The sequence below is a fragment of the Streptomyces sp. NPDC006463 genome, from assembly GCF_042870715.1.
Lineage (GTDB): Bacteria > Actinomycetota > Actinomycetes > Streptomycetales > Streptomycetaceae > Streptomyces.
Genome location: NZ_JBIAHP010000004.1, coordinates 370,112 through 395,183, shown reverse-complemented (window position 1 = coordinate 395,183; position 25,072 = coordinate 370,112). Strand labels below are relative to the sequence as shown.

Annotated in this window: 25 protein-coding genes; 15 read left to right on the top strand and 10 right to left on the bottom strand. The window is 74.8% G+C overall.

The genetic code is table 11. The features are described 5' to 3' along the window. The first annotated feature begins 217 nt into the window (after positions 1-217). The 6 genes from ACFYOB_RS10755 to ACFYOB_RS10730 all read left to right on the top strand — a co-directional run bounded on the left by ACFYOB_RS10755 (position 218) and on the right by ACFYOB_RS10730 (position 6,600). Positions 218-1,240 carry a 3-oxoacyl-ACP synthase III family protein gene (locus ACFYOB_RS10755; protein ID WP_388557571.1) on the top strand — a complete coding sequence of 341 codons (1,023 nt, stop codon included), beginning with the start codon at positions 218-220 and terminating at the stop codon, positions 1,238-1,240. Continuing rightward, entirely contained in the window at positions 1,237-1,980 is a 744-nt protein-coding gene (locus ACFYOB_RS10750) for a glycosyltransferase (protein WP_388557568.1), read from the top strand. The genes ACFYOB_RS10755 and ACFYOB_RS10750 overlap by 4 nt, the downstream gene beginning before the upstream one ends. Then, positions 1,980-3,455, top strand: a complete 1,476-nt coding sequence (locus ACFYOB_RS10745; protein ID WP_388557565.1) for a class I adenylate-forming enzyme family protein — start codon at positions 1,980-1,982, stop codon at positions 3,453-3,455. Before ACFYOB_RS10750 ends, ACFYOB_RS10745 begins: the two co-directional genes overlap by 1 nt. Continuing rightward, the gene (locus tag ACFYOB_RS10740; RefSeq protein WP_388557562.1) at positions 3,452-4,540 is read left to right on the top strand and encodes a cytochrome P450; all 1,089 of its coding nucleotides are present in this window, start codon (positions 3,452-3,454) and stop codon (positions 4,538-4,540) included. Before ACFYOB_RS10745 ends, ACFYOB_RS10740 begins: the two co-directional genes overlap by 4 nt. Further along, complete coding sequence (locus ACFYOB_RS10735) at positions 4,537-5,439, top strand: NAD-dependent epimerase/dehydratase family protein (protein ID WP_388557559.1); 903 nt, start codon at positions 4,537-4,539, stop codon at positions 5,437-5,439. The genes ACFYOB_RS10740 and ACFYOB_RS10735 overlap by 4 nt, the downstream gene beginning before the upstream one ends. A 108-nt stretch (positions 5,440-5,547) precedes the next feature. Further along, on the top strand, positions 5,548-6,600 hold the full coding sequence (locus tag ACFYOB_RS10730) for an alpha-hydroxy acid oxidase (protein ID WP_388557556.1): 1,053 nt from the start codon (positions 5,548-5,550) through the stop codon (positions 6,598-6,600). 104 nt (positions 6,601-6,704) lie between these two features. On the opposite strand, the gene msrB is transcribed toward ACFYOB_RS10730, so the two are convergent. The 4 genes from msrB to ACFYOB_RS10710 all read right to left on the bottom strand — a co-directional run bounded on the left by msrB (position 6,705) and on the right by ACFYOB_RS10710 (position 9,968). Further along, positions 6,705-7,112 (bottom strand): peptide-methionine (R)-S-oxide reductase MsrB, encoded by a 408-nt coding sequence (msrB, locus tag ACFYOB_RS10725; RefSeq protein ID WP_388557553.1) that lies wholly within the window; start codon positions 7,110-7,112, stop codon positions 6,705-6,707. Between the two features lie 15 nt (positions 7,113-7,127). Next, complete coding sequence (gene murC, locus ACFYOB_RS10720) at positions 7,128-8,525, bottom strand: UDP-N-acetylmuramate--L-alanine ligase (RefSeq protein WP_388557550.1); 1,398 nt, start codon at positions 8,523-8,525, stop codon at positions 7,128-7,130. A gap of 57 nt (positions 8,526-8,582) precedes the next feature. Next, entirely contained in the window at positions 8,583-9,050 is a 468-nt protein-coding gene (locus tag ACFYOB_RS10715; protein WP_388557547.1) for an indole-3-glycerol phosphate synthase, read from the bottom strand. A 135-nt stretch (positions 9,051-9,185) separates the two neighbouring features. After that, positions 9,186-9,968 (bottom strand): pyrimidine reductase family protein, encoded by a 783-nt coding sequence (locus tag ACFYOB_RS10710; RefSeq protein WP_388557544.1) that lies wholly within the window; start codon positions 9,966-9,968, stop codon positions 9,186-9,188. A 36-nt stretch (positions 9,969-10,004) separates the two neighbouring features. Between ACFYOB_RS10710 and zapE the strand changes: the two genes are divergently transcribed. The 4 genes from zapE to ACFYOB_RS10690 all read left to right on the top strand — a co-directional run bounded on the left by zapE (position 10,005) and on the right by ACFYOB_RS10690 (position 14,059). Next, a complete protein-coding gene (zapE, locus tag ACFYOB_RS10705) occupies positions 10,005-11,108 on the top strand; it encodes a cell division protein ZapE (RefSeq protein WP_388557541.1) in 1,104 nt (367 codons plus the stop codon). Between the two features lie 62 nt (positions 11,109-11,170). After that, on the top strand, positions 11,171-11,599 hold the full coding sequence (locus ACFYOB_RS10700) for an OsmC family protein (protein WP_328928247.1): 429 nt from the start codon (positions 11,171-11,173) through the stop codon (positions 11,597-11,599). Between the two features lie 120 nt (positions 11,600-11,719). Next, positions 11,720-13,075 (top strand): alkaline phosphatase PhoX, encoded by a 1,356-nt coding sequence (locus tag ACFYOB_RS10695; protein ID WP_388557537.1) that lies wholly within the window; start codon positions 11,720-11,722, stop codon positions 13,073-13,075. 66 nt (positions 13,076-13,141) lie between these two features. After that, a complete protein-coding gene (locus tag ACFYOB_RS10690; RefSeq protein WP_388557534.1) occupies positions 13,142-14,059 on the top strand; it encodes a polysaccharide deacetylase family protein in 918 nt (305 codons plus the stop codon). 10 nt (positions 14,060-14,069) lie between these two features. Here the strand turns inward: ACFYOB_RS10690 and ACFYOB_RS10685 are convergent, their stop codons facing one another. The 4 genes from ACFYOB_RS10685 to ACFYOB_RS10670 are packed head-to-tail and all read right to left on the bottom strand — an operon-like array spanning position 14,070 to position 16,400. Beyond that, positions 14,070-14,261, bottom strand: coding sequence for a hypothetical protein (locus ACFYOB_RS10685; protein WP_388557531.1), 192 nt, complete (start codon positions 14,259-14,261; stop codon positions 14,070-14,072). A 14-nt stretch (positions 14,262-14,275) separates the two neighbouring features. Beyond that, on the bottom strand, positions 14,276-14,917 hold the full coding sequence (locus ACFYOB_RS10680; RefSeq protein ID WP_328928243.1) for an ABC transporter: 642 nt from the start codon (positions 14,915-14,917) through the stop codon (positions 14,276-14,278). Then, positions 14,914-15,729 (bottom strand): ATP-binding cassette domain-containing protein, encoded by an 816-nt coding sequence (locus ACFYOB_RS10675; protein WP_388557694.1) that lies wholly within the window; start codon positions 15,727-15,729, stop codon positions 14,914-14,916. The genes ACFYOB_RS10680 and ACFYOB_RS10675 overlap by 4 nt, the downstream gene beginning before the upstream one ends. Then, the gene (locus ACFYOB_RS10670) at positions 15,726-16,400 is read right to left on the bottom strand and encodes an AIM24 family protein (protein ID WP_328928242.1); all 675 of its coding nucleotides are present in this window, start codon (positions 16,398-16,400) and stop codon (positions 15,726-15,728) included. Before ACFYOB_RS10670 ends, ACFYOB_RS10675 begins: the two co-directional genes overlap by 4 nt. A 71-nt stretch (positions 16,401-16,471) precedes the next feature. Here ACFYOB_RS10670 and ACFYOB_RS10665 point away from each other — a divergent pair, with 71 nt between their 5' ends. From ACFYOB_RS10665 to ACFYOB_RS10650, 4 genes are all read left to right on the top strand, one after another. Beyond that, entirely contained in the window at positions 16,472-17,224 is a 753-nt protein-coding gene (locus tag ACFYOB_RS10665) for an aminoacyl-tRNA hydrolase (RefSeq protein ID WP_388557528.1), read from the top strand. Between the two features lie 165 nt (positions 17,225-17,389). Beyond that, positions 17,390-18,721 (top strand): DUF692 domain-containing protein, encoded by a 1,332-nt coding sequence (locus ACFYOB_RS10660; protein WP_388557525.1) that lies wholly within the window; start codon positions 17,390-17,392, stop codon positions 18,719-18,721. After that, positions 18,718-19,776, top strand: a complete 1,059-nt coding sequence (locus tag ACFYOB_RS10655) for a TIGR04222 domain-containing membrane protein (protein ID WP_388557522.1) — start codon at positions 18,718-18,720, stop codon at positions 19,774-19,776. Before ACFYOB_RS10660 ends, ACFYOB_RS10655 begins: the two co-directional genes overlap by 4 nt. 201 nt (positions 19,777-19,977) lie before the next feature. Continuing rightward, on the top strand, positions 19,978-21,606 hold the full coding sequence (locus ACFYOB_RS10650) for an alpha/beta hydrolase (protein WP_388557519.1): 1,629 nt from the start codon (positions 19,978-19,980) through the stop codon (positions 21,604-21,606). 102 nt (positions 21,607-21,708) lie between these two features. On the opposite strand, the gene hemQ is transcribed toward ACFYOB_RS10650, so the two are convergent. Then, positions 21,709-22,422 (bottom strand): hydrogen peroxide-dependent heme synthase, encoded by a 714-nt coding sequence (gene hemQ, locus ACFYOB_RS10645; RefSeq protein ID WP_362390629.1) that lies wholly within the window; start codon positions 22,420-22,422, stop codon positions 21,709-21,711. Between the two features lie 4 nt (positions 22,423-22,426). Then, on the bottom strand, positions 22,427-23,905 hold the full coding sequence (hemG, locus tag ACFYOB_RS10640) for a protoporphyrinogen oxidase (protein WP_388557515.1): 1,479 nt from the start codon (positions 23,903-23,905) through the stop codon (positions 22,427-22,429). Positions 23,906-24,044: 139 nt separating this feature from the next. Between hemG and ACFYOB_RS10635 the strand changes: the two genes are divergently transcribed. Further along, positions 24,045-25,052, top strand: a complete 1,008-nt coding sequence (locus tag ACFYOB_RS10635) for a DUF4349 domain-containing protein (protein ID WP_388557512.1) — start codon at positions 24,045-24,047, stop codon at positions 25,050-25,052. Positions 25,053-25,072: the final 20 nt, after the last annotated feature.

Genomic DNA, 25,072 nt, shown 5'->3' with positions numbered 1-25,072 from the left:
TCTGACACGTGGCCGTACAGCCGGAGAACGGAAAGGTGGCCCCCGAACCGGCCGCTCGGCTGGCGAAGACGGTAGGCGAACGGTCCTGCGGACAACAGCCCCCGGAGTCACTGCACTTCGGGGCCGGAACGCCGGCCGGGGTACTCATTCCGGCCTTTACGCCGATCTGAGCATCCGTACTCAGGCCCGGGAGAAGGCGGCTTGTCATCGTGTGGGCATGTCCTTTCAGCCAAGTGACCAAGGGCCGCGCGCCGGGATAACCGCCGTCGGCAGCCTGTTGCCGGAGGAGGTCCTCTCCTCGGACTCCCTCCAGCGGGAGGTGGCCCGCCGCAGCGGCCTCACCCTGCCGCCGACGCTGCTGACGCAGGCCACCGGGATCGTCTCCCGCCGCGTCGCCGGTGAGGGGGTGTACGCCTCCACGCTCGCCGTGGGCGCGGCCCGCCGGGCCCTGGACACCGCCGGCCTGTGCCCCCTCGACATCGACCTGCTGGTCTTCGCCTCGGCCTCCCGCGACATGGTGGAGCCCGCCACCGCGCACATCGTGCAGGCGGAGCTGGGCTCGCGGGCCCACGCGGTGGACGTCACCAACGCCTGCAACAGCTTCGTGAACGGGATCGACCTCGCCCGGTCGATGGTCATGGCCGGGCGGGCCCGGCGGGCCCTGGTGGTCACCGGGGAAACCCCGAGCCGGGCGGTGCGCAAGGATCCCGCCGACTTCGCCGAGTTCCGCAGCGGCTTCGCCGGCTACACCTTCGGCGACGCGGGGGCGGCGGTGGTCGTGGAGGCCGTGGAGCGGGGCGGGATCCTCGACGTGGACACCGAGACCCACTCGGAGCACTGGGAGGTCGGGGGCATCCCGGGCGGCGGTTCGCGGCACCCGCGCGGGGACGAGCACACCTACTTCCGCGGCGACGGGCACGAACTGCGCGGAGTCTTCGAGAAGGTGGGCACCGCCGTCATCGACCGGACGCTGCACCGGACGGGCATGGACTGGGACGGCTTCGCCAAGGTGCTGGTGCACCAGGTGACGGTGCCGTACCTGGAGCGGTTCGCGGAACTGACCGGGGTACCGACGGGGAAGCTGGTGGTGACGGTGCCCGAGCTCGGCAACATCGCGAGCGCGAGCATCGGGGTCCAGCTGGACCGGGTCTTCGCGGAACTCACCGCCGGGGACCGGGTGTTGTTCGTCGGCCTCGGCGGCGGGATCAGCATCATGACGATGGTCTGGGAGAAGTCGTGAACGGTCCGATGTGGGTGGTGGTGCCCGCGCACGAGGAGGAGGCCCGCCTCGCGCAGACCCTGCGGGCCCTCGCCGCGCAGCGGGACCGGGACTTCACCCTGCTGGTCGTCGACAACGCCTCGGCGGACCGGACGGGTGCGATCGCCCGCGAGTTCGCGGCGGGCGCGCCGTTCCCGGTGGAGGTGATCGAGGAGCCGCAGAAGGGGGTCGGCTCCGCCGTGGACACCGGTTTCCGGTACGCGATCGACCGCGGCGCGGCCCTGCTCGCCCGCACGGACGCCGACTGCCTGCCCCGCCCCGGCTGGACGCGCGCCGCGCGGACCGCCCTCACCCGGAGCCCCGGCCTGGTGTGCGGGCGGATCACCGCGCGGCGCGACGAGCACGGCCCGCTGGGCCGGGCCGGTTTCGGCCTGCTCGTGGCGCTCGCCGCGCTGTTCGGGCGGCTGCGGCCCGGGCACGCGCGCCGCAACGGCTTCCGGGCCCCGTACCGCATGCACGCCGGGAACAACATGGCCATCACCGCCGAGCTGTACCTGGCGGTCGGCGGCATGCCCCGGCGCCCCTCGCCGACCGACCGGCTCTTCCTCAACGCCGTACGCCGCCACACCGACCGGATCGTCCACTGCCGGCAGATGGTCGTGGAGAACTCCACGCGGCGCCTGCGGGCCTACGGGATCGCGGGCACGGCCCGCTGGTACCTCGACCAGGGAAGCGGCAGCCACGGAACGGATCCCCGCTGATGCTCGACCGTCTCGACCACGCACTGCGCAGCCGCCCCGAGCGGCCGGCCGTACTCGCCTCCACCCGTACGGGCACCTCCCGGATCCGGGCCACCCGCGGCGAACTCGCCGAGCTGTCCGACGCGTTCGCCGCCGCCCTGCACGCGCGCGGACTGCGCCCCGGGGACACCGTGGGCGTCGCCGTACGGCCCGGGCCGCGGGCCCTGGCCGTGCTGCTCGCCCTGTGGCGGCTGGGCCTGCGCGGGGCCGTGCTCGACCCCGGCGCGGGGCCCGACGTGCTGCGCGCCCGGCTCGCCCTGGCCCGGCCCTCGCTGGTGCTGGCCGACGCCGCCGCGCAGGCGGTGGCGGGCTGGGCCCGGCCGCTGGCCCGCCGGGCGCGGCTCGCACTGCCCGACCTCGCCGAGCTGGGTCCGGTGGCCACCGTCGGGCCGCGGCTGCCGGGCTGCGCGCCCGCGCTGGACCTGGCGGCGCCCCGTACGGGCGTACCCGTCCACCGGGACCACGACGGCGACGCGGTGATCGTGTTCACCTCCGGGACCACCTCCCGGCCGCGCGCCGTGGTCCACACCCGGTCGAGCCTGGCCGCCGGAATGGCCACGGTCCACGCCCTGTTCGACGCGGCCCCGGACCGGCCCGTGCTCGGCGGCACCTTCTTCGTCCTGGTCCCCTCCCTCACGCGCGGCGCCCCCGTCGCCCTCCCGGCCCGCGACCCCCGGGTACTGGCCCGCCAACTGCACCGGCTGCGGCCCCAGGACGCCTATCTGACCCCGCCCGTGCTGCGCGACGCGCTGGGCGCGGGCGCCCGCTTCCACGGCCGGGTCTGGACGGGCTCGGCCCCGGCCGGGGCCGGGCTGCTGGAACGGGTGCGGGCGGCGGGCGCGGCGCAGGCCTGGGGGGTGTACGCGCTCACCGAGCTGTTCCCGGCCGCCGCGGTCGAAGCGCGGGAGAAGTCCGCGTTCGACGGCCCGGGCGACCTGGTCGGCACCCCGCTGCCCGGCGTCACCGCCAAGCCCGACGCGGACGGGCAGCTGCTCCTGGCCGGGGCCGCGGCCCGCCACCGCTACCTGGGCGAGGAGCCCGACGCGTGGGTACGTACGGGCGACCGGGCGCGGCTGGACGGCGCGGGCCGGATCGTCCTCGAAGGCAGGGCCAAGGACATGGTGCTGCGGAGGGCGGAGAACATCTACCCGGGGCTGTACGAACCCGCCCTGCACGTACCGGGGGTGGAGCTGGCCCTGCTCGTGGGGATCCCGGCGGGCGAGGGTGACGAGCGGCTCGTCGCCGTCGTGCAGCCCGGGCGCGGGGTACGTGAACCCGCGCTGCGCGCCGCGCTGTCGGACCCGCTGCGGCGGATGGGCACCGCCCGTCCCGACGCGCTGGTGTTCGCCCGGATCCCGTTGTCGGGGCGCTCGCGCAAACCGGACCGGGCGGCGACGGCGGCCCTGGCGGCCCGACGCCTGGGCGGGTCGGCATGAGGGGGCAGGCGCGGGCCCGCAGGCGCGACCGGCGGGTCTATCTGGGCGCCCATCCGCTGCTGTTCGCCCTGCTCGCCGCCACGCGCGGGCGGGCAGTGCGCCGGCTCGGGCGGACCCTGCTGGTGCACGACGCGGGCGCCTACCGCCAGGCGTTGACCCGGCTCCCGCTCGACCGTACGGCGGCGGGGACGACGGGCGGCGCCGTGCGCTCGGCGCTGCGGGGCGATGGGGGCGTGCTGTTCGACCAGGAGGGCGGGGAGCACCGGGCCGAACGGCGCGCTCTCGCGGGCGGGCTCGGGGCGGAGGGGGTGGAGGACCTGCGGTCGGTGTGGCGGCCGTTGCTCGTGCGCCGCCTCGCTCCGCTCGCTCGCGGCGCCGAGGTGGACCTCGTCGGGCTGGCGCGGGAGCTGGCCGGGACGGTGGTGGGCGCCCTGCTGGGCTCCGCCGCCGATCCGCGGGAGCTGGCGGAAGCGGCCGGCGAGGCCGCGGCCGCCTCCGTACGCAGTCACCTGCCGGGCCCGCGCCGCCCGGGCGCCGAGGCAGAGGCCGCCCGCTGCGCGGAGCGGCTGCGACGGCTGCTCGGTGCGGGTGACGGGGCCCTGTCCGCGATGGTCGCGGTCGCCGCCGTCAACACCACGGTCGCCGCGCTGCCCCGGGCGGTGGCGTGGTGCGCCGACGCGGACCTGTGGGACCAGGCCGCCGACGAGGCGCTGCGGCCGGTGCTGGCCGAAGAGCTGCTGCGGGTCACCGCGGCCTCGCCGCTGCTGCCCCGGGTGGCCGCGGCGGACGGGACGGTCGGGGGCTGCCCGGTGCGCGGCGGCGACCGGCTGCTGCTGGTGGCCCGGCACGCCGCCCAGGCGCACCGGCGCGACCCGGACGCCCTGCGGCCGGCCGGTGCGGGTACCGCCCGGCTGGTGTTCGGGGCCGGATCGCACGCCTGTCCCGGGGCCCGGCTGGCCCAGGTCCAGCTGGCCGATGTCCTCGGGGCGCTGGCCCCGTACCGGCCGGTGGTGGCCCGGGCGCGGGTGGACCGGCGGGCCGCCCTGCCCGGCTGGCGTTCCCTGACCGTGCGGGCGGCATCGTGATCGCCGTCACGGGTGCCAGCGGCTTCTGCGGCGGGCACGTCGCCCGCGCGGCCGCGGCGGGCGGGGAGCAGGTGGTGTGCCTGGGCCGCAGACCGGGACCGGTGGGCGAACACCGCTTCTGGGACGCCGCGTCGGGCGCACCGGATCTCTCGGGCGTGGAGGTCGTGGTGCACTGCGCGGCGGCCGTGGGAGATCCGGCGCCCGGCTCGCGGGCCGAGGCTTCGATGCGGGCGGTCAACGTGCACGGTACGGAGCGGCTGCTCGCGGCGGCGGGCGGGCGGCCGGTGGTGTGGGTGAGCAGTGCCAGCGTCTACGACCCGCGCCGGGACCGGAGCCTGGTGGCCGAGGACCATCCGTGCGGCGGGCAGCTCAACGCGTACGGGAGGACCAAGGCGGCGGGCGAGGCCCTGGCGCTGGCCGCGGGCGCGGTGGTTCTGCGGCCGCGGGCCGTCTACGGGCCCGGGGACACGCAGTTGCTGCCCCGGCTGCTGTCCCGGGTCCGGGCGGGGACCCTGCTGTTGCCGGGGCCGGACGTCCGGCTGAGCCTGACGGCGGTGGAGAACCTCGCCGACGCCGCTCTGGCGGCGGCGCTGTGGCCCCCGGGCGCCTACAACGTGGCGGACGCCGAGCCGTACGGCCGCGACGAGGCCGTACGGGAGGTCCTGCGGGCCCACGGCGTACGGGCCCGGATCCGGCACCTGCCGCTCGGGGTGGCCCGTACGGCGGCCCGGCTCGCGGAGGCCCTGGCGGGCGCGGGCCTGGGCGCCGAACCGGCACTGAGCCGCTATGCGGTGGACCAGCTCGCCCACTCGGTGGTCCTGGACACGGGCAGGGCCCGGTCCCAGGGCTGGACCCCGGGCCGGAGCCTGGAGGACCACCTCCGCTCGGTGCGCAGGTGAGCCCGCGGGGCGCCGGGATCCGGTCGGGGTCGCTCCGGACGGCGGTCAGCCGGGAGGACTTCAGGCAGGATCTCCCTGACCGACCCGAGGGACAGGGAGATTCACAACGTGATCAACCGGACAACTCTCAGCGTTGCGGAGCTTGAGGAAGCGGCACGCGAGCGTCTGGACTGCGCCGCCTACGACTTCTATTCGGCGGGTTCCGGCGAGGAGATCAGCCTCGGCGAGGCCCATCGGGCCTGGCAGGAATACCGGCTGAAGCCGCGCATACTGCGCGATGTCTCCGAGCTGGACACGTCGGTCGCGATACTCGGCACCGAGCTGGCCTCGCCCGTGATCGCCGCCCCCACCGCCTTCCACTCGATGGCGGACCCGGCGGGCGAGGTCGCGACCGCCCGGGGCGTGGCCGGGGCCGGCTCGCTGCTGGTCCTCTCGTCCAGGGCCACGCGCGAGGTGGAGGACGTGGCGGCCGCTGCCGGACCGTGGTGGTTCCAGGTGTACGCCCTGCGCGACGGGAAGCTGACCCGGAGCCAGGTCGAGCGGGCCGCGGCGGCGGGCGCCCGGGCCCTGGTGCTGACCGTCGACGCCCCGTACGTGGCCGCCAAACCCCGGGTCCGGCGGCCGCTGCCGCTGTCCGCGCAGGACCGGCTCAGCCGCGACGTGGGCCTGGACACCCGCAGCAGTTCATGGGAACAGGACCCCTCGATCGGCCCGGAGACCATCGCCCGGCTCGCCCGGGAGTCCGGTCTCCCCGTGCTGGTCAAGGGCGTTCTGCGGCCGGACGACGCCACGGCCTGCGTGGACGCGGGAGCGGCGGGCGTGATCGTCTCCAACCACGGCGGCCGCCAGCTGGACCGCTCCGTGTCCACGGCCGCAGCCCTGCCCGAGGTGGTCCGTGCGGTCGGCGACCGCGTCCCGGTCCTGGTCGACGGCGGGATCCACACCGGTACGGACGTGCTGACCGCGCTGGCCCTCGGCGCGCGGGCCGTCCTGGTGGGGCGGCCCGTGCTCTGGGCCCTGGCGACCGGCGGATCCGAGGGGGTCCGATCGCTCTTCGAGTCCTACCGGGCCGGCCTCGCCGAGTCCATGGCCCTGGCGGGCGCCCCGTCGGTGCACGCGATCACGCCCGACCTGGTGTCTCCCCCGCACCGGGCCGGGTGACCGCAGGCCCCGCCCGCCCGGCCCGCCAGGCCGGTCCGGGTCCCGTCCGGCCCGTTCCTGCGGGTGGCGGGCGGCCTGGGGCCGCCCGCCGTGCCCGCGGGCCCTCAGCCCTCCGCGGGGGTGAGCCGCAGGGAGATGGAGTTGATGCAGTACCGCTGGTCCGTCGGGGTCGGGTAGCCCTCGCCCTCGAAGACGTGGCCGAGGTGGGAGCCGCACTTCGCGCAGCGGACCTCGGTGCGGACCATGCCGTGCGAGGTGTCGGCGATCAGCTCGACGGCCTCGGTGTCCTTCGGGTCGAAGAAGGACGGCCAGCCGCAGTGCGACTCGAACTTCTCCGAGGAGCGGAACAGCTCGGCCCCACAGCCGCGACAGGAGTAGACGCCTTCCGTCTTGGTGTCCGTGTACTCACCGCGGAAGGCCGGCTCGGTGCCCGCGAGGCGCAGCACCTGGTACTCGGACGGGGTCAGCTCCGCCTGCCACTGCTCGTCCGTCTTCTCGACCTCGTACGCCATGACGTTCCCGCTCCCTCAGTTCGACAGGCGGGCGAGGATCTGCGGTCCCAGATCGGTGACGTCGCCCGCGCCCATGGTGAGAACGAGATCACCGGGCTTGGCCATTCCCGCGATGACGTCGGCGACGGCCTCCTTGGAGTGCTCGGCGGTGACGTCGGCGCCCGCGGCCCGGGCGGCGGCGATGATCAGCTCGCTGGTGACGCCGGGGATCGGGTCCTCGCGGGCCGGGTAGATGTCGAGGACCACCGAGGCGTCGGCCAGGGCCAGGGCCTGGCCCATCTCCTTGCCCAGCTCCTGGGTGCGGGAGAAGAGGTGGGGCTGGAAGACGACCAGGATGCGGGAGTCCCCGGCGGCGCCGCGGATGGCCTCCAGGTCGGCGGTCATCTCCGTGGGGTGGTGCGCGTAGGAGTCGATCACCTGGACGCCGGCCGCCTCGCCCTTGAGCTGGAGGCGGCGCTTGACCCCGGTGTACTTGCCGAGGGCCGAGGCGAGGTTGTGCGCCGGGATGCCGAGGGCCACACCGGCGGCCAGCGCCGCGACGGCGTTGTGCGCGTAGTGGCGGCCGGGCACGGAGACGGTGAAGGTGAGCATCCGGCCGTCGAGGACGACCGTGACCTCGCTGGTCAGCCCGCGCGGGGTGACCTTCGTGATGCGGACGTCGGCCTCGGGCTCCTCGCCGTACGTGACGACGCTCAGGCCCTCCCGGCCCGCGACCCGGCGGGCGATCTCGGCCGCGCCCTCCTGGCCGTGGGCGACGACGAGCGTGCCGCCGGGCACGACCTTGGAGACGAAGGTCTCGAAGGACTCGTAGATCTCCTCGATCGACGCGTAGTTCGCGTGGTGGTCGAGCTCCGCGTTGAGGATGATCGCGACCTGCGGGCTGTACTTGTGGAACGTGCGGTCGCTCTCGTCCGCCTCGGCGACGAAGATGTCGCCCTCGCCGTGGTGGGCGTTGGAGCCGGGGGCGTCCAGGTCGCCGCCGATGGCGTACGAGGGGTCCAGGCCCAGTGCCGACAGGGACACCGCCAGCATCGAGGTGGTGGTCGTCTTGCCGTGCGTACCGGCGACGGCGATCGGCCGCAGCCCGTCCATCAGCGCGGCCAGCGCGTCGGAGCGGTGCACCACGGGGATGCCGAGCTCGGCGGCGCGCGCCAGCTCGGGGTTGTCGGCGCGGATGGCGCTGGAGACGACCACGCAGGTGGAGTCGTCGGCGAGGTTGCCGGGGGCGTGGCCGCCGTGGACCGTGGCGCCGTGCGCCCGCAGCGCCTGGGCGGTCTCGGAGTCCCCCTTGCTGTCGCTGCCGGCCACCTGCGCGCCGCGCTGGGCCAGGATCTTCGCGATGCCGGACATGCCGGCGCCGCCGATGCCGATGAAGTGGGGCCGTTCCATGGCGGTCGGCAGGCCGGGCTTCATTCAGGTCGCTCCAGGATCGAGTGCTGTACGTGTGCGCGTGGGCTGTGCCCGCCCAGCCTATTCGTTGTGGGCGAAGAGCTTGAGCACCGGAACGCCCACCTTGTGGCGGGCCCGGGAGGCCCAGTCCCGGTGGAAGAACTCCTCCACGAAGTGCGGGGCGGTCAGGACGATCACCTCGTCGGCCCCGCTCTCCTCCACGACGGTCTTCAGTTTGTCGAGCGGGTGGTCCCCGATGAGCTGCCCGGTGGCGTTGGCGCCCTTCTGGCGCAGGGCGTTCAGGGAGTGCGCGAGGGCGTGCGCCGCGGGGCCGCGGGCGGCCTCGCCCTCGGGCTCGTCGCCCTCGCGGATGGCCTCGGGGAGCTCGCCGAGCGCTACGTCGTCGATGGCGCGCAGCAGTCGGTCCTGGTCGCCCCGGGGTTGCATGAGGACGACGAAGGAGACCTGGTCGTCTCCGTGCAGGGTGGTGACGAAGTCCACGTCCACCGTGGTCAGCGGCTGCTCGATCATCAATACGCTCGTGAACACGGACGCCCTCTCCTTCATGGGCCGAGGCCGGCCGGCCGGCCCCTGCGGAAACCATCCTGCCCCGCTGTCGCACGGGGCCTGCGCAGGTATATGTGCCCAGCGAAAGCTAAGCGGAACGACAAATTCCGCCCCTTGTCAGATCCGACGGTAGCTCGTGAAGAGGAACCCGGCCTCTTCCAGTACACACGCCGGCGCGAGCCGGTGCGGAACCGTGACGGAGGGGCCGCCGGCGATCCGCTGGGCGTCCCCGGCGGTGAGCATCGGCGAGATCGTCAGGCACAGCTCGTCCAGCGCGTCGGCGGCCACGAACTGGCCCAGGAGCCGTGGCCCGCCCTCGGTGAGCTGGCGGCGCAGCCCCCGCCCGGCGAGCTCCCGTACCGCGCGGGCCGGGTCCACGCCCGCCCCGTCGCCCGCCACCACGACCTCGGCACCGGCCGCGCGGGCCGCGGCCACCCGGTCCGCGGGCGCGGCGGCCCCGGTGACCACCAGGGTCGGCGCGAGCGGGGAGGTGAACAGGGGCAGCGTGAAGTCGAGGTCCAGGCTCGCGGTGACCACCGCGATGGCGGGGGCGGGGCCCTGTCCGGCGGCCGCACGGCGGGCGGCGAAGGCCTCCCGCGCGCGGGCCGGGCGGTAGCCCTCCTGGCGAACCGTTTCCGCGCCGACGACCACCACATCGGCCAGCGCCCGCAGGGTGCCGAAGATCCGCATGTCGGTCTCGCCGGAGATGGGCTGCGAACGGCCGTCGTGCTGGGCCGCGCCGTCCAGGGTGGAGACCATGTTCGCCCGCAGCCAGTGGGCACCCTCGCCCAGAGCGGGGTACTCGTACGCCTCCGCGAGCTCGTCCAGCGACCACTCCCGGTCGGCCGGGGCCTGGGACGAGGCTGGTGTCTGATCGGTCACAGGGAACAGGCGTCGCATCGGTGCAGTGTGCCACGCCCCGTAGAGTTAAGTGCTGTGTCAACATCACTCTCCACCTCCGGTGCCCCGTCCGGTCGTCCCCCGATAGCCGATGCGGGACCCCAGGCCCTGTGCGCCCGCGAGCCGCGGGTGCCCGCCGAACGGCTGGTGGCCGAGATGGTGCCGCCCCCGCGTTTCGACTCGGTGCGCTTCGACACGTACAACCCGGACCCGTCCCAGCCGAGCCAGGCCGAGGCCGTCACGGTGCTCAGCGGTTTCGCGGCGGGCCTCGGCGGCGCGCACGCCACCGGCGCGGGCAAGCGGCGCTGGTTCGCCAAGAAGCCGGCCGCCCCCACCGCCCCGCGCGGGGTCTACCTCGACGGCGGCTACGGCGTCGGCAAGACCCACCTGCTCGCCTCCCTGTGGCACGCCACCCCGGCCGAGCCCGCGCTCAAGGCCTTCGGCACCTTCGTGGAGCTGACCAACCTGGTCGGCGCGCTCGGCTTCCAGCAGACGGTGCAGACCCTGGGCGGGCACCGGCTGCTGTGCATCGACGAGTTCGAACTCGACGACCCGGGCGACACAGTCCTGGTGTCCTCGCTGCTCAGCCGCCTGGTCGAGCAGGGCGTGGCGCTGGCCGCCACCTCCAACACGCTGCCCGGCAAGCTCGGCGAGGGCCGCTTCGCCGCCGCCGACTTCCTGCGCGAGATCCAGGGGCTGTCGGCGCACTTCCGGCCGCTGCGGATCGACGGCCAGGACTACCGCCACCGCGGCCTGCCGGAGGCTCCGGCCCCCTTCTCCGACGAGCAGGTCACCAAGGCCGCGTACGCGACCGAGGGCGCGAGCCTGGACGACTTCCCCGGCCTGCTCGACCACCTGGCCCGGGTCCACCCGAGCCGCTACGGCGCGCTGACCGACGGGATATCCGCGGTCTGCCTGACCGACGTCGGCCCGGTGCCGGACCAGTCGACGGCCCTGCGGCTGGTGGTACTGGCCGACCGCCTGTACGACCGCGAGGTCCCGGTCCTGGCCTCCGGGGTCCCCTTCGACCGGCTCTTCAGTGACGAGATGCTGAACGGCGGCTACCGCAAGAAGTACTTCCGCGCCATCTCGCGGCTCACCGCGCTGGCACGCGACGCGAAGCCCCTGGTCTCGCAGTAGGTTTGGGCACGCCGGGCCGTTCGTGGGGTCCGGCTGTTTCCACTTCTGCGAAGGGATCCACCATGGCCGCCACACGCAACGCACACGCCGTCTGGGAAGGCGACCTGCTCCAGGGCAAGGGCGTCGTCACCCTCGACTCGTCCGGCCTCGGCAACTACCCCGTCTCCTGGCCCGCACGCACCGACGAGGCGGCGAACGGGCGGACCAGCCCGGAGGAGCTCATCGCCGCCGCGCACTCCAGCTGCTTCAACATGGCCTTCTCGAACGTACTGGCGAAGGCCGGCAATCCGCCGGCCAAGCTGACCACCTCGGCCGCGGTCACCTTCGTGCCCGGCAAGGGCATCACCGGCATCCACCTCACCACCGAGGGCGAGGTCCCGGGTCTGGACAGCGACGCCTTTGTCGCCGCCGCCGAGGACGCGAAGAAGAACTGCCCGGTCAGCCAGGCCCTGACCGGCACGACGATCACCCTGAGCGCCAAGCTCGTCTGATCCGCCACGGCTCCGGCGGGGCGCGCCCCGCCGGAGCGTGCCCCGTGGTACCACGGGCCAGGGGGGCACCCCCAGCGGCAGCTGGGGGAACATCTCCAGTTCCGCCACGGGGAGTTGCCCATGTCCGTGACCCGACGCAGCCTGCTCGCCGCGGGCGGGATCGTCTTCAGCGGGGCGCTCGGCGCCCTCTTCACCGGACGGGCCGGAGCCGCCCGGCCGACCCGGGGGTACGGGCCGCTCCTGCCCGATCCGCGCGGGCTGCTCGACCTGCCCGCGGGGTTCACCTACCGGGTGCTCTCCCGCGCGGGCGACCGGCTGCGCTCCGGCGAGGGCGCCGTCCCCGCCAACTGCGACGGCATGGCCGCCTTCGGCGCCGGCGGCGGCCGCGTGCGGCTGGTCCGCAACCACGAGAACCGCACCACGGCCGCCTTGCGCGTCCCCGCCGTCGACGGGCTCACCTACGACCCCCGCGCCCTCGGCGGCTGCACCGTCCTGGAGCTCGACCCGGCGGGCGCGGTGACCGGCGAGCGGGTCGCCCTCGCCGGTACGGCCGTCAACTGCGCGGGCGGCCGGACCCCTTGGAACACCTGGCTGAGCTGCGAGGAGACCGAGGACCGCGCGGGCACCTCGGGCTACACCGAGGACCACGGCTACGTCTTCGAGGTGGACCCCGCGGACCCCCACCGCTGCGGCCCGGTCCCGCTCACGGCGATGGGCCGTTTCGCGCACGAGGCCGTCGCCGTGGACCCGTACCGCGGGGTCGTGTACGAGACCGAGGACGCCTTCGTCGAGCCGTTCGGTCTGTTCTACCGCTTCCTGCCCGCCCGCCCCCTCGGCGGACCCGGCTCACTGCGGGCCGGCGGCGCCCTGGAGGCGCTGCGCGTGCCGGGGCTGGCGGACCTGGCGGTGGTGGACGAGCCCGGTGCCGAGTTCCCCGTGGAGTGGGTCCCCGTACCGGATCCCTCGGCGGCCGGGACCTCGATCCGGTTCCAGGACTTCGGGCCGGGCGGGATCACCCACGCGCAGAAGCTGGAGGGCTGCTACTGGGGCACCGCCGCGCGGCGGCCGGGCGTCCACTTCGTCTCCAGCTACGCCCGTACCCGAGAGGGCGCGGGAGCCGACCACCACGGGCAGGTGTGGTTCTACGACCCGCTGCGGGCCCGACTCCGGCTGGACGTGCTGTTCGGCCCGGCCACCGACGTCCAGCTGCCCGGGGACTCCCCAGACAACATCTGCCTGGCCCCGGACGGCGGGCTGATGGTGTGTGAGGACGGCGGCGGGGCGCAGTACGTGTTCGGGGTGACGGTCGGCGGCGAGGTCTATCCGGTGGCCCGCAACGCCGAGGACATCGGGCGGCCGGGCACCCCGGAGTGGGGCGAGTTCGCCGGGGTCACGTTCTCCCCCGACGGGCGGACGATGTACGTCAACGCCTACGCCCCGGGGACCACGTTCGCGGTGACCGGCCCCTGGCAGTGACAGGGTGACGTCCGTTTGACCGCCTATCGTGAGGCTTCTTATCGGATAGTCATATAGTTTGCGTACGTGACCATTTCCGTACGAAAAGTTGCTGCCACGGCTGTCACGGCGGCGCTGGGTGCCGCCCTCGCGGGCTGCGGGGGCGGCACCGCGTCGGACGCCGGCCGCGAAGCCCGTATGGGCACCCCCGCCGCCTCGGCCCCCGCCGCCCCTGCCTCCGGCGCGCCCACCGCGTCCCCGCAGAACAGCGCCTCCGCCGCCCCGCAGCCCGGCGCACCCGGCAAGGCCCCGACCATGGCACCCGGCCCGGGCGGCCTGACCCCGGTGTTCGAACGGGCGAAGCAGAGCGGCGACAAGACCGTGGCGCTGACCTTCGACGCCGACATGACCGCCGATCAGGGGCCGCGCGCCGCGGACGGGGAGCACTTCGACAACCCTCAGCTGATCTCCACTCTGCGCACCCTGAAGGTGCCGTCGACGATCTTCATGACGGGCCGCTGGGCCGAGGAGTACCCGGACCAGGCGAAATCCATCGGCACGGACGCGAACTTCGAGATCGCGAACCACTCGTACAGCCACTACGCCTTCAAGTCCCCCTGCTACGGGCTGCCCGCGCTCGACGGCGCCGCCGCCCGCGCCGACGTGGACCGGGCCTTCGCCGCCTTCCACAAGGCGGGGGCGGTCAACACCGTCCCGTACTTCCGCTTTCCCGGCGGATGCTACGACGACCAGGCGTTGCGGGCCCTGTCCACGGCCAAGGTGACGGCCGTCCAGTGGGACGTGGTCAGCGGGGACGCCTTCGCGAAGGACCCGGCCGCGGTGGCCGAGCAGGTGCTCGCGGGCGTGAAGCCCGGCTCGGTGGTGGTCATGCACTGCACGCGCAGCGCGGCGCCGGTCACCGAGGAGGCCGTCCGGAAGATCGTCCCGGAGCTGCGCAAGCGCGGCTACCGCTTCGTGAAGGTCTCCGAGCTGATCGGGAAGTAGCGAGCCGGTTTCAGCCGGAGCAGGCAGTGCGCTGCGCTTCCTGCCATTCGCACACGGGGCAGAGCACCACGCCCGGGGTCGCGACCCCGTACTCGGTGGGCCGGCCGCACTCCACGCAGTCGGCGTACGGCGGCCCCGCCACGGCCGGGGCGGGGGCCGCCGGGGCGGGGCAGTACGACGCGTCCTGTTCAGGCTGGTCCATGCGTACGAGCGTACTCAGCCCCGCCGCGCGGCGGCCCGGCAGGCCAGGGCGCCCGCAGCGCAGGCCAGCGCCAGCGCCCCGGCCAGGGCGCCCGCCGCCGGCTGCGCCGAGCCCGTGACCAGCCCCGTCACCGCCACCCGGGCCGGGGAGCCCGCGGTGACCACGGCCAGCAGGCAGCCGAGGCCCGCCGCCGGGACCGCGTAGCCGGGGGCCCTCAGCAGCGGCCGGCTGCACAGCGCGCCCACGGCCACCCCGGTCAGGGCGCACACCAGTACGCCCGCGGCCCCGGCCAGGGCGGCCGCGGCCGGGCCCGCCCCGGGCTCCCGCCGGCCGATCAGCAGCACCGCGGCGGTGGCCGCCGCCCCTGCGAACAGAGCACCGCCCAGCGCGGTGAGCAGGGCCGCCGCGTGCACCCGCAGCGGACCGGCAGCGGCGGCGGCGCAGTCACGGGCGGCGTCGGGTTCGTTGGTCACGCAGACCCGCACCAGCCAGGCGGCCACCGGGACCAGCGCCGCGGCCGCGTACCCCAGCGAGTCGAGCACCGGGTCCCCCGGGCGCACCCCGACGGCCACGAAGGCGGCGTACAGCAGCACGGGCGCGAGCCAGCGCTGCGAGCGCAGCAGCAGGGCGCCCTGGTAGCGCAGCAGACCGGTCACGCCGGCTCCCGGACGTCGCGGATGTGCCAGGACGGGCGGGCGGTGAGCAGTTCGCGCAGCACCGCGTCGGACCGGGCGGCGGGCACGGTCAGCCGCAGGCCGCCGCCGGGCGCGGGCTCGGCGGCCAGGCCGGGGGGCGGTTCGGCGCCGGGCGGTCCGACGGCCTCGATCCGTACGTACGGCCCCGCATGGGCGGGCTCCCGTACGGGGACCAGCGCGACCCCCTCGACCCGGTGGTGCGCATCGGCCGCCCCGGCGAGCCGCGCGGGGTCGTGGTCGACGAAGACCACGGTGCCTCCGGCGGCGGTCCGCTCGGCGACGGCCCGGTCCAGCTCGGCGCGGGCCGGCGCGTCGAGCCCGGTCCACGCCTCGTCGAGGACGAGCAGCCCGGGTTCGGCGAGCAGGGCCTGGGCGACGGCCACCTTCTGACTGCTCCCCTTGGAGAGTTCGGCCAGGGGGGTGTGCGCGTACGCGGCGGCCCCGAACCGCTCCAGCCACTCGGCAGCCCGGTCCGCCGCCGCCGCGCGAGCGAGCCCGTGCACGCGGCCCATGTGAATCAGGTAGGCCGTCGCGGTCAGCGGCAGCGCCGCCGGGAAACGCTCGGGCACGTACGCCGTGCGGCGCGGGCGCCCGATGATCCGCCCCTCGGTCGGGGTGTCGATCCCGGCCACGAGTCGCAGCAAGGTGGACTTGCCGCCGCCGTTGCGGCCTTCGATGCGCACCAGGGCGCCGGGCGGCAGGTCCAGTGCGACCCCGCGCAGCACCCAGGGCCGCCGCAGTCCGTAGCGGCGGCCCACTGCGGTCAGCTTCAGTGTCCCGCCGCCACTTCGGTCACCTCGCTGGGCCGGACGATGACGAAGCCCTCGCCGCTCAGCTTCAGCTGGACGGCCTCGCCGGAGCCGCCGCGGATCATCGAGCCGACCGACTGGGAGCGGTGCAGGCCGGTCTCCAGCTTGGCGCTCCAGCCGACCACCGCGTCCGTGTCCACGTACACGGGGGCCTGCGGGGTCACCGGGATGATGATCGGGTTGCCGTCGCAGACCACGGCGAGCTTGCCGGTGCCGGTGAAGACGCTGTTGAAGAGTCCGCCGCCGGTCATGCCGGCGCCCTTCACCATCTTGATCTCGTAGGACAGGGTCGGGTCGAAGCAGAGCACGTTGCGGCCGTTGATGGTCAGCGCGTCGCCCGGCTCGAAGTCGATGATGAAGCAGTTGCCCGCCTCGTGGGCGAACCAGGCCTCGCCCTGGCCGCGTACGGACATCAGCGCCAGGCCCTCGCCCGTGACGGCGCGCTTGAGCATGCCGCCTATGCCCTGACCCTTGCGCTCGAACTGGAGGTTCCCGCGGAAGGCCACCATCGAGCCCTGACGAGCCAGCATCTCGCCGTTGACGGCGTACTTCACGGACTTGGCGTTCTGCAGGGTCATCCCGGGGGCGACGGCTGCCTGGACGAGGTTCTCGGACGCGAAAAGATCACTCTTCATGGACCCGATCCTCACCCGGAGCGCCCACCCGGGGCATCATCCTGAAGGCGGAGCCTGGCATCCTTGGCGGGATGAGCAGCCAGCACACCGACGACACCACCGGCGTACCCGCGGTCGGGGCGGACAGCCCCTTCCGGCAGGAGCACGTCCTGCGCGACGAGGCCCCGCAGTTCGTCCTGCCGCTGGTGGTGCGGATCGAGAAGACCGAGCCGCCCGCCCGGACGGACGCCCTTCAGACGGCGGCCCGCGCGGTGCTGGTCCTGCTGGCCGACGAGCGGTCGCGGGGCGAGGGCGAGTGGGCCGAGGTCGTCCGTGACTGGCAGGACGCTCGGATCCGCAAGGTGGTCCGGCGGGCGCGCGGGGCGGAGTGGCGCAAGGCGCAGACGCTGCCCGGCGTCACGGTGCACGGTGACACCTCGGAGGTACGGGTCTTTCCGCCGGTGCCCCTGGACGGCTGGCCCAAGGAGCTCGCCAAGCTCCAGGTGTCGGGCACCGACCTGGACGATCCGGAGCCGGTCACCGCGGCCACCGGGCCGGACCTGCCCGTGCTGTGGCTCAACCCCGATGTCGACATGTCGGCGGGCAAGGCGATGGCCCAGGCCGGGCACGCGGCGCAGCTGGCGTGGTGGGAGCTGACGGAGGAGGAGCGGGCCGCCTGGCAGGAGTCCGGCTTCGCACTGGCCGTACGGACGGCGTCACGCGAGCGGTGGGCGGAGCTGAGCACCAGCGGTCTGCCGGTCGTCCGCGATGCCGGTTTCACCGAGATCGCTCCCGGCAGCGCCACGGTGATCTCCGACCACCCGGCCCTGCGGGCCCGGCTCTGACGCACTTCCCCGTTCGAACGGACTTCCCGGTCCGGACAGACTTCCCGGTCCGGCGGAACCTCAAATGTTGCTCTGAACGTCCCTCTTCGCGGTTGGCTCGACTCCGCCGGGGCCATCACTTCGGCACACGGCGCGATGAGATGCGCCGGGAGGGGGGCGAAAGAGATGAAGCCCATGGCACACCTGGGGGTGGGCATCGGCTGGCGGCCGGAGATCGCTGACGCCGTCGAGCGGCTGCCCGGCCTTGACTGGGTCGAGGTGGTGGCCGAGAACATCTGCCCGGGCCACCTGCCCGAGGCTCTGCTGAGGCTGCGCGAGCGGGGCACCCGCGTCGTACCGCACGGGGTCTCGCTGGGCCTCGGCGGCGCCGACCGCCCCGACCCGGCGAAGCTGGCTGCGCTCGGGGAACGGGCGGTGGCGCTGGGGGCGCCGCTCGTCACCGAGCACATCGCCTTCGTCCGCACCTCCTCGCCCGCGCTGGAGGCCGGCCACCTGCTGCCGGTGCCGCGCACGCGCGACGCGCTGGACGTGCTGTGCGAGAACGTACGCGTCGCGCAGGACGCGCTGCCCGTACCGCTCGCGCTGGAGAACATCGCCGCGCTGATCTCGTGGCCGGGCGAGGAGCTGACGGAGGGGCAGTTCCTGACGGAGCTGGTCGAGCGCACCGGCGTGCGGCTGCTCATCGACGTGGCCAACCTGCACACCAACCGGGTCAACCGGGGCGAGGACCCGGCCGCCGTGCTGGAGGCGATCCCGCTGGAGGCGCTGGCGTACGTGCACGTGGCGGGCGGGGTCGAACGGGGCGGTGTCTGGCACGACACGCACGCCCACCCGGTGCCGCCGGTGGTCCTCGACGTGCTCGCCGAGCTCCGCTCCCGGGTTGACCCGCCGGGCGTCCTCCTGGAGCGCGACGACGACTTCCCGCCGGAGCCGGAGCTGGCGGGCGAGCTGGCGGCGATCCGCGCGGTACTGACGGCGGGTCCGGCCACGGCACCCGCCGCCCCTGCCGGACCCGCCGCCTCCGTCGCACCCTCCGCACCCGACCGGCCCGTTGCCGCAGCGGAGCCCCGCCCTGCCGGGGACGACGGGGCCGCGCGTACCCGCGTAGGGCTCGGGCAGGCCGCGCTGCTGTCGGCGCTGGTGGCCGGAACCCCCGTGCCCGAGGGGTTCGACCGGCAGCGGATCCGGGTGCAGGCCCGGGCACTGGCCGCCAAGCGGGCCGACGTGGTGGCGAGGCTGGCTCCGGAGCTGCCCTCGATCCTGGGCGGTGACGAGCCGTACCGCACCGCCTTCCTCGCCTACGCCAAGGGCCGTCCCATGACCGGCGGATACCGCCGGGACGCGCTGGACTTCGCCGAGCACCTGCTGATCCAGGACCTGCCGGCCGACCCGGCCGCCCGGCGCCGGCTCACGGCGTGGTGGCGCGACCGGGCAGGGGCGCGACCGCCCCGCCGGATGACCCGCTGGGCCCGGGCCCTCGTGGGGAGGGCGGCATGAACGTCCTCGCCCTCGCCATCTGGATCGCCGTCGCCGCCTCCAGCGGCGTGCTGTTCCTCGGCCTGCGCCGGGCCCGGCCCCGGTCGGCCGGACCGGCGCCGGTCCTCCACGACCTGTCCGAGGCCGCGTTCATGACGGGCGGCCCCGGCAACGTCGTGGACACCGCCCTCGTCTCGATGCTCGGGGACGGCAGGCTGATCATGGGCGGCCCCGGGATCGTCCACGTGAGCCCCGGGGCGCGGGCGGGCGACCCCGCCGAGCGCGCCGTCCTGCAGGCCCACCACGGCGCGCCCTCGGGATGGCTCTACCAGCTGCGCTACGCCGCCATGCTCGACCCGGCCGTCCAGGAGACCGGAGACGCGCTGGCCGCCCGCGGGCTGCTCTCGCCGCCCGGATGGGGGCGGACGTGGCGGCGCTGGGGTCTGACCCAGGCCGTGGTCTGCGGATTCCTCGTGCCGATGTCGCTGCCGCTCACCTTCGTCGGGTTCGCCGTCGAATCCGGCACGCAGGTGCCGTTCATCGTCAAGGTGCTGCCCGTCCTGCTGCTCGGAATCGTGGTGGGCGGGATCTGCGCGGCGCGGGCCCGGCAGCGGACCACCCCGGCCGGGCGGCGGGCGCTGCGCGACATCCGCGCGCGCCACGTGAACGACCGCACCCCGCACGTGCAGACCGCGTTGTTCGGCCTGCGGGGCCTGCGGGACCCGTACCTGCGCGGGCACCTGGTGCCCGCCGCGCGCGGCACCCGGCTGGCCGCGGCCCAGTCGCGGTCCCGTCCGCACGACTCGGACCGGGGATCCTCGTACACGTCCTCCGCCGAGGTCCTGCCGGTGGTCTGGTGTGCCGGCAGCGACGGCGGCGGGAGCGGCGGGGGCGGTTCGAGCTGTGGCTCGGGATCGGGCTGCGGCTCGTCCGGCAGCAGCTGTGGGGGCAGCGGCTCCAGCTGCTCCGGAAGCAGTAGCTCCAGTTGCTCGGGCGGCAGTTCCAGCTGTTCCGGGGGCAGCAGTTCCAGTTGCAGCAGTTCGTCCGGCTCCAGCTGTTCCAGCAGCAGCTCCTGATCCCCGTACGGCTTTCCGGTACACGGCGCCGCCGATCCGCCAGTATCGCCGAGCTCGACGGCCTGAAGGAGGAGCGCTACGGCAACCGGGGGCGGATCGCGTGGCAAGGGGGGGTACGGATCCCGACACCCGGCGCCGGGCCTGTACAGGGAGGCGGCCCTGGAATTTCATCGGACGGACCGATGAGATGAAGGGGTCGCCATGTGGACGGCACTCGTACGCCACGGAGCCGCAACGGCGGTCCTCTCCCTCACGCTGTGCGCCACCGCCACCGCCACCGCCCCCGCCACCGCCGCCGAACCCCACCCCGCCGAGTCGGCCGGCGCCGGCCTCGCCGCCCGCCGCGCCGCCGCCTCCGGCCTCCGCTTCGGGGCCTGCCCCGCGGCCGAGGAGCTGCCCGCGCCCGTGCGCTGCGCGATCCTGCGCGTACCGCTCGACTACGCCCGCCCCGACGGCCCGCAGATCTCCCTGACCGTCAGCCGGGTACCGGCGAGCGGTGCCCGCGGCGCCGCCCGCCAGGGCGCGCTCGTCCAGAATCCCGGCGGACCCGGCGCCTCCGGCATGTACTTCCCGCTCGTCGCCGGACTCCCCGGGTGGGAGCGGATCGCCGCCGCCTACGACCTCGTCGGCTACGCCCCGCGCGGCGTCGCACGCTCCGCCCGGCTGTCCTGCCGGGACCGCGCCGCACGCGCCGGGGGCCCCACCCAGGTCCCGGTCCGGCCCTCCCCCGCGTACAAGGAGCGGCGCGTCGCCGAGGCGCGGGCGTACGGACGCGGCTGCGCGCGGCGGGCCGGCGCCGCCCTGCCGTACTACACGACGCCGGACAACGTCCGCGATCTGCACGTGCTGCGCGCCGCGCTCGGCGAGGAGAAGCTGACCTTCATGGGCGCGTCGTACGGGACCTACCTCGGCGCGGTGTACGCCACCCTGTACCCGGGTCACGTCCGCCGCATGGTCTTCGACTCGGCGGTCGACCCCGACCCGCGCCGCGTCTGGTACCGCAACAACCTCGACCAGGCACTCGGGTTCGAGCGCCGCTGGTACGACTTCCGGGCCTGGGTCGCCCGCCACCACGCCACGTACGGCCTCGGCTCCACGCCGGAGGCCGTGCGGGCGAGCTACGAGCGCGTCCGGGACGCGGTGGCCCGCACCCCCGCCGACGGCCGCGTCGGCACCGGCGAGCTCCAGGGCGCCTACCTCAAGGCCGCGTACTACGACGACGTGTGGCCGGACCGCGCGGCGGCCCTGGCGTCGTTCCTGCACGGTGATCCGGCGGAGCTCGTACGGCAGGCGGCTCCCGACCCGGCGGCCGCGGCCGAGGCCGAGAACGCGACGGCCGTCTACACGGCGGTGCTGTGCAACGACGCCCCCTGGCCCGCGGACTGGGAGACCTGGGACCGCGACAACACCGGACTGGCCCGTACGGCCCCCTTCGAGACCTGGGCCAACGCCTTCCTGAACCTGCCGTGCGCCGACTGGCCGGTGCGCGCGCGGCAGCGGCCGGTGGACGTCGGGGCGCAGCCGGACCGGCTTCCTCGCACGCTGATCGTCGCGGCGGAACGGGACGGGGCGACCCCGTACCCGGGCGCGCTGGAGCTCCAGCGGCGGCTGGGCGCCGAGGCCACGCTGGTCACGGAGAAGGGGTCCGGCACCCACGGAGTGGTCGGCGGACGCAATGACTGCGTGGACCGTCACGTGGAGCGGTATCTACTGACAGGTGACACGGCGGGATGGCGTGTCACGTGTCCGCCGCATCCGGAGCCCGCACCGGTGTCGCTGGACGACCGGGCAGCGAGCGCCCACAGGGCACCGCTGCCGCCAGTCGTCTGAACTTCCGGGCGGGATCTCCGGCTGCGTCGTTTCGGGGGCAGGGCCTCCCGATCCGCCGGAGGAGTCAGTCAGTTCCTCCGGCCCTTCCCCCCAGGGGAGGTATCAGGCGAGCCCGGCCACCAGATCGGCGACGGACTTGCGGCGTCCGGTGTAGAAGGGCACCTCTTCACGGACGTGCATACGGGCCTCGGAGGCACGCAGGTGACGCATGAGGTCGACGATGCGGTACAGCTCGTCGGCCTCGAAGGCCAGCAGCCACTCGTAGTCGCCCAGGGAGAACGAGGCGACGGTGTTGGCGCGCACGTCCGGGAAGCCACGGGCCATCTTGCCGTGGTCGGCGAGCATGCGGCGACGGTCCTCGTCGGGCAGCAGGTACCAGTCGTAGCTGCGCACGAAGGGGTACACGCTGACGTAGTCGCGGGCGGTCTCGTCGGCCAGGAAGGCCGGGATGTGCGACTTGTTGAACTCGGCCGGGCGGTGCAGGGCCATGTTCGACCACACCGGCTCCAGCGCGCGGCCCAGCTTGGTGCGGCGGAACAGGTTGTACGCGGTCTGCAGCTCGTCCGCGGTCTCCGCGTGCCACCAGATCATGATGTCCGCGTCGGCGCGCAGGCCGGAGACGTCATAGGTGCCGCGGACGGTGATGTCCTTGGCGGCCAGCTGGTCGAACAGCTCCTGGACCTCGTCGGCGAAACCGGCGCGGTCCTCCGGGAGTACGTCCTTCAGCTTGAAGACGGACCACAGGGTGTAGCGGATGACCTCGTTGAGGTCCTTCGCCTTCTTCCCCGCGTTGGGAATCTTCTCTGGAGCAGTCATGTGCCTATTGTCCCGTGTGCCGATCAGTGGTCTGTGCCAGGGGTACCGAACCCGCCCCCAGTGAGACGATCACCGCGTCCGCCGCCTTCTCCGCGCTGGCGATGCACGCCGGGATGCCCACCCCGTCGTAGAGCGCACCGCACACCGCGAGGCCGGGCAGGGCCGCGACGGCGGTGCGGATCCTGGCCACCCGGCCGAGGTGGCCGACCGGGTACTGGGGCAGCCCGCCGTCCCAGCGGGTGACCGTCGAGGCCACCGGCCGGGCCGCGAGGCCCACGGCTGCGCCCAGGTCGCCGAGCGAGACCTCGACCAGCTCCCCGTCCTCCCGTTTCAGATCCGCCTCGTCGGCGTACCGGCCCACGGAGGTGCGCAGCAGGAAGAGCTCGGGATCGGCCCCGGCCCAGGCCCACTTGTTGCTGGAGAAGGTGGAGGCCTTGATGGTCCGGCCGTCGACGGGCGGTACGAGGAACCCGCTCGCGTCGCCCCCGGTAACGGAGACCGGCAGGTCGGAGCGCCGGAAGGCCATGGTGACCAGGGCCATGGAGGCGTACTCGACCCCGCGCAGCTCGGCCGCGGCGGCCGGTGCGAGCCCGTCCAGCAGCCGGGCGGCGGGGCCGGCGGGGGTGGCCACGATCACACCGTCGGCCTCGATGGCCTCGGAGCCCGCGACGACCCGCCAGCCTTCAGCCGTACGGAGGACCTCGCGTACGGGGGTACCGGTGGCGATCCGGGCTCCGGCGGACCGGCAGGCCTCGGCCACGGCGAGCGGGAGCCGTCCGACACCGCCGTCGATGCCGGCGAAGACCGGACCGGCCGACTGGGGCTGTGCCTGCACCCGGAGCTGCAGTTCCCGTACTCCGTCGCCCAGCAGCGCGTGCGTCCGGGCGGCCTCGAAGAGCTGGGGCACCGCCGCCCGCATGGAGATGCGGTAGGCGTCGCCCGCGTAGACCCCGCCGAGCAGGGGCTCCACCAGCCGGTCGACGACCTCGCGGCCCAGGCGGGCGGCGACGTACTCGCCGACGGCGACGTCCTCGCCGATCTCGGCGGGCGCCAGCGTGCGTTCGGCCTCGGCCCGGGCCAGGCCCTCCGCGGAGAGCACCCCGGAGGCGGCGAGCGGCGCCAGGTCGCCCGGCACCCCCATGACGTGCCCGCGCGGCATGGGCCGCAGCGCGCCGCGCGTCCACAGGTGGGCGGTGGCCGTGGCGGGCGGCTGCAGGGCGTCACCCAGGCCCACGGCCCGGGCGAGGGCCACGGCTTCGGGGCGGCGGGCGAGCACGGATTCGGCGCCGAGGTCGACGGGAGCGCCGACGAGCTCACCGGCGTACAGCTTGCCGCCGAGCCGCGGTCCGGCTTCCAGCAGCGTGACCCGCACGCCGTCGGCGAGCAGCCGGTGGGCCGCCGCCAGGCCTGCGATGCCGCCGCCGATGACCACGACGTGCCGGGCCCGGCCGGGGCGATCCGTACGCATGTCCGCTTCGTGCATGGACACATCGTCTCAGACCCATCACCGACGCCGGACCGTGACCGCATCGGGACCGGCCCGGGACCGTGGAGGTGAAACCCGCGACGGGACTCTGTACGTCGAAACGGCAACACCAGCCGAACCTCGGGGGTTTGACACGATGCGCACTCCGCACAGACAGCGCTCCGCGGCGGCCCTGGCCGCCCTGTCCCTGGCCGGGGCCCTCGCGCTCACGGGCTGCGGCGCCGACGGGAGCCGGGCCGGCGTCGCCGGCGACAAGGCGGCGGCCCGGCCCGCCCAGGGCGGCAAGGCCCAGGAGGGCGCGCAGGGAGCGGCGGCGGCTCCCCCCGCCTCGGCGCCCGGAGCGGCCGACAAGAACGGGCAGCAGCAGCCCGCGGTCCGCCCCAACGTCATCCGTACGGCGACCCTCGGCATCGAGACGGCGGACGCCCAGAAGACCCTCGCGGCGGCCCGTTCGGCGGCCGACGGCGCGGGCGGCTACGTCGGCAACGAGTCGACCCGGCGCGGCGCGGACGGCCGGATGACCTCCACGCTGACCCTCCGGGTGCCGGGCGAGCGCTACGACGCGGTGCTCAGTGCCATGGAAGGCAGCGGCAAGCTCCTGCACCGCAAGGTCGACGCGCAGGACGTCACCGAGAAGGTCGCCGACATCGGCAGCCGCGTCGCGTCCCAGCAGGCCAGCGTGGCCCGGGTGCGGGAGATGATGGGCAAGGCCTCGGCGCTGAGCGAGGTGGTGATGCTGGAGAGCGAACTCAGCCGGCGCCAGTCCGATCTGGAGTCGCTGCTCGCTCAGCAGACGGCGCTGAAGGACCAGACCTCGCTGGGGACGATCACCCTGGAGGTCTCGGAGCCGGCCCCGCCGCGGGTGGAGAAGGAGAAGAAGGAGGAGCCGGGCTTCGGCGACGCCCTCAGCGGCGGCTGGAAGGTGTTCTCCACGCTCGTGCGGTACCTGGTGCTCGCCGCGGCCGCCGTGCTGCCGTTCGCACTGGCGGCGGGCCTGCTGGCGCTCGGGTTCCGGGTGTACCGCAAGCTGCGCCCGGCGGAGCCGAAGGCGACGACGGGGCTCGCCCCGGCCCGGCTGCCCCGCCAGTCCGCCCCGGCGGCGCCGGCCGCTGCGGAACGGACCGGGGCCGAAGTGGAGGACTGAGCGCACCCGCGCCCGTAGCG

What these genes read in the sequence shown, in the direction of transcription:
- ACFYOB_RS10710 (WP_388557544.1), bottom strand. Translation starts at nt 9,968, where the DNA reads ATGCGACGCCTGTTCCCTGTGACCGATCAGACACCAGCCTCGTCCCAG.
- ACFYOB_RS10700 (WP_328928247.1), top strand. Translation starts at nt 11,171, where the DNA reads ATGGCCGCCACACGCAACGCACACGCCGTCTGGGAAGGCGACCTGCTC.
- ACFYOB_RS10745 (WP_388557565.1), top strand. Translation starts at nt 1,980, where the DNA reads ATGCTCGACCGTCTCGACCACGCACTGCGCAGCCGCCCCGAGCGGCCG.
- ACFYOB_RS10670 (WP_328928242.1), bottom strand. Translation starts at nt 16,400, where the DNA reads ATGAAGAGTGATCTTTTCGCGTCCGAGAACCTCGTCCAGGCAGCCGTC.
- ACFYOB_RS10650 (WP_388557519.1), top strand. Translation starts at nt 19,978, where the DNA reads ATGTGGACGGCACTCGTACGCCACGGAGCCGCAACGGCGGTCCTCTCC.
- hemG (WP_388557515.1), bottom strand. Translation starts at nt 23,905, where the DNA reads ATGCACGAAGCGGACATGCGTACGGATCGCCCCGGCCGGGCCCGGCAC.
- ACFYOB_RS10665 (WP_388557528.1), top strand. Translation starts at nt 16,472, where the DNA reads ATGAGCAGCCAGCACACCGACGACACCACCGGCGTACCCGCGGTCGGG.
- ACFYOB_RS10635 (WP_388557512.1), top strand. Translation starts at nt 24,045, where the DNA reads ATGCGCACTCCGCACAGACAGCGCTCCGCGGCGGCCCTGGCCGCCCTG.
- ACFYOB_RS10660 (WP_388557525.1), top strand. Translation starts at nt 17,390, where the DNA reads ATGAAGCCCATGGCACACCTGGGGGTGGGCATCGGCTGGCGGCCGGAG.
- msrB (WP_388557553.1), bottom strand. Translation starts at nt 7,112, where the DNA reads ATGGCGTACGAGGTCGAGAAGACGGACGAGCAGTGGCAGGCGGAGCTG.
- murC (WP_388557550.1), bottom strand. Translation starts at nt 8,525, where the DNA reads ATGAAGCCCGGCCTGCCGACCGCCATGGAACGGCCCCACTTCATCGGC.
- ACFYOB_RS10655 (WP_388557522.1), top strand. Translation starts at nt 18,718, where the DNA reads ATGAACGTCCTCGCCCTCGCCATCTGGATCGCCGTCGCCGCCTCCAGC.
- ACFYOB_RS10755 (WP_388557571.1), top strand. Translation starts at nt 218, where the DNA reads ATGTCCTTTCAGCCAAGTGACCAAGGGCCGCGCGCCGGGATAACCGCC.
- ACFYOB_RS10695 (WP_388557537.1), top strand. Translation starts at nt 11,720, where the DNA reads ATGTCCGTGACCCGACGCAGCCTGCTCGCCGCGGGCGGGATCGTCTTC.
- ACFYOB_RS10685 (WP_388557531.1), bottom strand. Translation starts at nt 14,261, where the DNA reads ATGGACCAGCCTGAACAGGACGCGTCGTACTGCCCCGCCCCGGCGGCC.
- hemQ (WP_362390629.1), bottom strand. Translation starts at nt 22,422, where the DNA reads ATGACTGCTCCAGAGAAGATTCCCAACGCGGGGAAGAAGGCGAAGGAC.
- ACFYOB_RS10740 (WP_388557562.1), top strand. Translation starts at nt 3,452, where the DNA reads ATGAGGGGGCAGGCGCGGGCCCGCAGGCGCGACCGGCGGGTCTATCTG.